Source organism: Streptomyces niveus, from assembly GCF_001723055.1.
GTDB lineage: Bacteria > Actinomycetota > Actinomycetes > Streptomycetales > Streptomycetaceae > Streptomyces > Streptomyces niveus.
This window is the reverse complement of sequence record NZ_MDCR01000415.1, coordinates 1-4,681: the sequence shown is the minus strand read 5'-3', so window position 1 is coordinate 4,681 and position 4,681 is coordinate 1. Positions and strand designations below refer to the sequence as shown.

The 4,681-nt window shown below is 71.0% G+C and carries 3 protein-coding genes; all 3 read right to left on the bottom strand.

All coding sequences use genetic code 11. The features are described 5' to 3' along the window. Positions 1-4: 4 nt before the first annotated feature. The 3 genes from BHU15_RS35090 to BHU15_RS35080 all read right to left on the bottom strand — a co-directional run bounded on the left by BHU15_RS35090 (position 5) and on the right by BHU15_RS35080 (position 4,493). The gene (locus tag BHU15_RS35090; RefSeq protein WP_069630825.1) at positions 5-1,624 is read right to left on the bottom strand and encodes an APC family permease; all 1,620 of its coding nucleotides are present in this window, start codon (positions 1,622-1,624) and stop codon (positions 5-7) included. After that, positions 1,621-3,090: an aldehyde dehydrogenase family protein gene (locus BHU15_RS35085; RefSeq protein WP_069630824.1), complete on the bottom strand. Its 1,470-nt coding sequence runs from the start codon at positions 3,088-3,090 to the stop codon at positions 1,621-1,623. Before BHU15_RS35085 ends, BHU15_RS35090 begins: the two co-directional genes overlap by 4 nt. A gap of 149 nt (positions 3,091-3,239) precedes the next feature. Beyond that, positions 3,240-4,493 carry a GAF domain-containing protein gene (locus BHU15_RS35080; protein WP_069630823.1) on the bottom strand — a complete coding sequence of 418 codons (1,254 nt, stop codon included), beginning with the start codon at positions 4,491-4,493 and terminating at the stop codon, positions 3,240-3,242. Positions 4,494-4,681: the final 188 nt, after the last annotated feature.

Here is a 4,681-nt window from a genome sequence, read left to right as displayed (position 1 = left end):
GGGGCTACTCGGCGGGGGCGGGGGGCGACGACGGGTCCGCCGCCTGGAAGCGGTGCTCCGCGAGCACCCCCGTCTTGTGCCGCTGGACGAACCAGTAGTAAGCGAAACCGCCGAGCGCGACGATGCCGATGAACACGAACGCGCCCCAGCGCAGATACCAGTGCTGCGGACCGGTCGCGTTGTACACCTCGGCGCGCGGCCAGGCGAGGTTGAGCGACATCGCGAGGCCCCAGCAAACGGCGGCGATGTTGATGGGCAGTCCGAACCGGCCCAGCGAGAAGCCGCCCTTCTGCGGCTCCCACCTGCCGCGCAGCCGCTGGATCAGCATGGGGAGCGTGACCATCAGATACGCCAGATAGATCATGATGATCGCGATGCTCGTGATCACCGAGAAGATCTGCGGCTGGTTGATGTTGATGACCAGGATGACGACGCCCACGACACCCATCACCACGGCGGGCACCACCGGGGTGTGGAAGCGCGGGCTGACCCGCGCGAGATGTGATCCCGCGGGGAGGTTGTTGTCCCGCGCCATGGCGAACATCAGCCGGATGCCGGCCGCCTGGACCGCCAGCACACAGACGGTGATCGCGATGACCACGCACCACAGGAAGACCTCACCGACGGTCTTCCCGAGGGTGCTGAGGACGACGAACTGGAGCCCGCCGGTCGACAGTTGCTTGGACGCAAGATCCGGCACCGACAGCAGGGCGGTGAGCAGGATGAGCCCGCCGAGGAGGAAGGACGCGATGAGCGCGCGCAGGATCGCGCGCGGCGCGTTGCGGCGCGGGTTGTGCGACTCCTCGCCGAGCGACGAGGCCGTGTCGAAGCCGTACATGACATAGGCGGACGCCAGCGACGCGGTGAGGAACGCGCCGAAATACCCGAGTGTCTGGCCGGCGCCGTGTCCGTGCGTGTCGGTCAGGACGGTGGCGGGGCCGCGGGTGATGTGCACGGCCAGGAAGATGACCAGCGCGACGGCGGCGACCAGCTCGATGAAGACACCCGCGGAGTTGATCCGGGCCATGAGCTTGACGCCGAAGGCGTTGACGGTGGTCGAGAAGAGGATGAGTACGGAGCCGAGGAGCACGGCGTTGGCCGCGGCGTCGTACTTGCCGGTGCCGCTGCCGATGAACTGGAACCGGCTGTCGATCTGCGGCAACGTGATCTGGTACGCCAGCGCCACCGCCGAGAGCGTCACCATGGACGCCGTCATCATCATCCAGCCGCCGAGCCAGCCGATGTGCGGACCGCCCATCTTCTTGGCCCAGTTGTAGATGGAGCCGGCGACCGGGTAGCGGGCCGCCAGCTCGCAGAAGCACAGGGCCACCATCAGCTGGCCGGCGAAGACCATCGGCCAGGACCACCAGTAGGCCGGGCCGCCGAAGGTGACGCCGAAGTAGAAGAGCTGGAAGGTGCCGGTGAGGATCGAGATGTAGCTGATGCCGGCCGCGAAGGTGTGGAAGTTGCCGAGGGTCCGCTTGAGTTCGGGCCGGTAGCCGAGGGCACCGAGCGCGTCGTCGTCGTCCTGGTTCTGGGTCCGTTCCGATCCGTCCGCGTTCCGCGGGGGTCCTGTGGGGGCGCCCGGCGGATCAGGCGTGCCCGGTGTCCCTGGGCCGCTCATTCGAACCACCCCTGCGGGCTCGGCGAGAGATTGCGCCACACGTGCTTGGCCTCCTGGTACTCGCCCAGCCCGGCGGGCCCCAGCTCCCGGCCGAAGCCGGACTGCTTCATCCCGCCCCACTCGGCCTGGGGTACGTACGGATGGAAGTCGTTGATCCATACGGTGCCCGCCCGCAGCCGCGACGCCACGCGCTGCCCGCGCCCCGTGTCCTGCGTCCAGACGGCCCCCGTCAGGCCGTACACGGTGTCGTTCGCGAGCGCGACCGCCTCTTCCTCGTCCCTGAACCGTTCGACGGTCAGGACGGGACCGAACGACTCGTCACGGACCACCGACATCCCCGGAGCGCAGTCGTCCAGCACGGTCGGCGGGTAGAAGAACCCGTTGCGCAGCTCGGGGTCGGTGGGGCGCTTGCCGCCGCAGCGCAGTACGGCGCCTTCGGCGAGACCCGCCGCCACGTACGCCTCGACCTTGTCGCGGTGCGCCGCCGAGATCAGCGGCCCGGTGCGGGCGTGCTCGTCGAACGGCCCGCCCATCGGGATCGCCTTGGCCCGGCGCACCAGCTCGTCCACGAACGAGTCGTGCAGCTCGTCCTGGACCAGCAGCCGCGCGCCCGCCGAACACACCTGACCGGAGTGCAGGAACACCGCCGTCAGCGCGTAGTCGACCGCGCTGTCGAAGTCGGCGTCCGCGAAGACGACATTGGGATTCTTGCCGCCCAGCTCCAGGGCGACCTTTTTCACCGTCGGCGCGGCGGCGGCCATGATGCGGCGCCCCGTGACCAGACCGCCGGTGAACGACACCATGTCGACACGCGGGTCCTCGCTGAGCGGCGCGCCCGCCGTGGGACCCGCGCCGAGGACGAGATTCGCCACACCGTCGGGCAGCCCGGCCTCGGCCAGCAGCCGCATCAGCATGATCGCGGTGTGGGGGGTCAGCTCGCTCGGCTTCAGTACAAAGGTGTTGCCGGCGCCGAGCGCGGGAGCCACCTTCCACGCGGTCTGGAGCAGCGGATAGTTCCACGGGGTGATCAGCGCGCAGACACCCACCGGCTCGTGGACGACGCGGCTGTCCACGCCGGCATCGCCCGTCTCTACGACCCGGTCGGTGCCGCCCGCGGCCGTCAAATTGCCGAAGTAGCGGAAGCAGTTCGCGATGTCGTCCATGTCGTACTCGCTCTCGACGAGCCGCTTCCCCGTGTCCAGGGACTCGGCCCGCGCGAACGCGGCCTTGTCGCGCTCCAGCAGCTCGGCGACGCGCAGGAGCAGCCTGCCCCGGTCGGCGGACGCCGTGCCCGGCCAGGGGCCGCGGTCGAACGCCTCACGGGCCGCCTCGATCGCGGCAGCCGCGTCCTTCTGGTCCGCCTCGTCGACGGTCGCGACGAGTGTGCCGTCCGCCGGGCAGCGGATCTCGCGGACCTGACCGCCTGCGGCGGTGGTCCACTTGCCACCGATGAACAGCTCCGGCATGGCGGACTCCTCGGGTTCGATGAAAGGGCACCACGAGTGTCGGCTGTGGTGCTCTATCAACAGAGAGTAAGGAGCCGGGGCCGGGTCCGCCTTTTGGGAGGGACCGGAGGGGACGGCGTGGCCGTCGGCCGATCGCGTCGGCTAACGGGTCAGCCCCGCTGCCACGCGTCCAGCTCGTGCACGCGCGCGAGGGCGGCGGGGCGCTGGCGCGCGGGAAGCACGCCGGCCAGGGCGCGCCACACCGCGAGGTCGTCCTCGCCCCAGGGGCTGTACGCCCAGTCGGCCAGCAGCCCCGGATCCCCACGGGCGATCAGAGCCGCCCTCAGCTGGTCGGTGAGCCTGCGCCGCATCCGTACGACGGCGGGGGACAGGGAGGAGGGCAACAGCGGCCCCGCGTACGCGCTCATGGCACCGGTGACCGCGCCGGACGCCAGCCTGCGGGTGACGGTGTCGAAGTCCGTGTCGACGGGGGCCGTCAGCCGGTACGGGCGTGAGCGCAGCAGATCGGGGCCGAGCAGCCCGCGCAGCCGGAACAGTTCCGCGCGCAGGGTGACGGGCGTGACGGACTCGTCCTCGTACAGCTCGATGAGAAGTTCGTCGCCGCAGATACCCTCGGGACGGTTCGAGAGCACCGTCAGGATCTCGCTGTGCCGGCGGCTGAGCCGGGCCTTTCGGCCGTCCACGACGAGCAGCGCCTCGTCCCGCCCGAGGACCGACAGCTGTACGGATCCGGGAGCCGGGGGCGGTGCCAGCAGGGCGAGCCCCGACTCGGCGGCCCTGGCGACCGCACCCACGAACGCCAGGCTGTGCGGATGGGCCAGCCGGTCGCCGCCGGTGATGTCCACGGCGCCCAGCAGCCGTCCGGTGCGCGGGTCGTGGATGGGGGCGGCGGCGCAGGTCCAGGGGTGCACCGGGCGCAGGAAGTGCTCAGCGGCGAACACCTGGACGGGCCGGTCGACGGCGATGGCGGTACCCGGCGCGTTGGTGCCCGCCACGGCCTCAGACCAGCGGGCGCCCGGCACGAAGTTCATCGCGCCGGCCCGCGTACGGGTGGCGGCGTGCCCCTCGACCCACAGGAGCCGCCCGTGCGCGTCGCACACCGCGATCAGGTGCTCGCCGTCGGAGGCGTAGGCACCCATCAGTTCGCGGAAGAGCGGCATCACACGGGCGAGCGGATGCGCGTCCCGGTAGGCGCCGAGATCGTCGTCGGACAGCTCGACACTGGCCGTCCCCTCGGGCCGGACACGGGCGCGGGCGGACCGCTGCCAGGAATCGGCCACCACGGCGCGTACGGGACGCTCGACCCGCCCGGCGGACGCGAACGACTCGTACGCGCGACGCAGCGCACCACGCCGCTCCGCCGGATCCGCTCCTTCTTCCAGGGCCACCCATGTGTCGGTCAACTCGGCCTCCCGAGGCCACTACTGCACCGGCCTCTCCCATGTTCACCCGGCCCGCGCCACCGGGCAAGGCTCGGGCCTTCGGGGGCACTCACAGCCCCTGATCGGGTTTGAGGTCTTCAGCCCCTCCGGCGTTTGAGGAGCGGGGTCCGGGGCGGAGCCCCGGTTTCGGGAAGGGGCGGGTAGGGGAA

Coding starts and splice junctions, on each gene's coding strand:
- BHU15_RS35090 (WP_069630825.1), bottom strand. CDS start 1,624: ATGAGCGGCCCAGGGACACCGGGCACGCCTGATCCGCCGGGCGCCCCC.
- BHU15_RS35085 (WP_069630824.1), bottom strand. CDS start 3,090: ATGCCGGAGCTGTTCATCGGTGGCAAGTGGACCACCGCCGCAGGCGGT.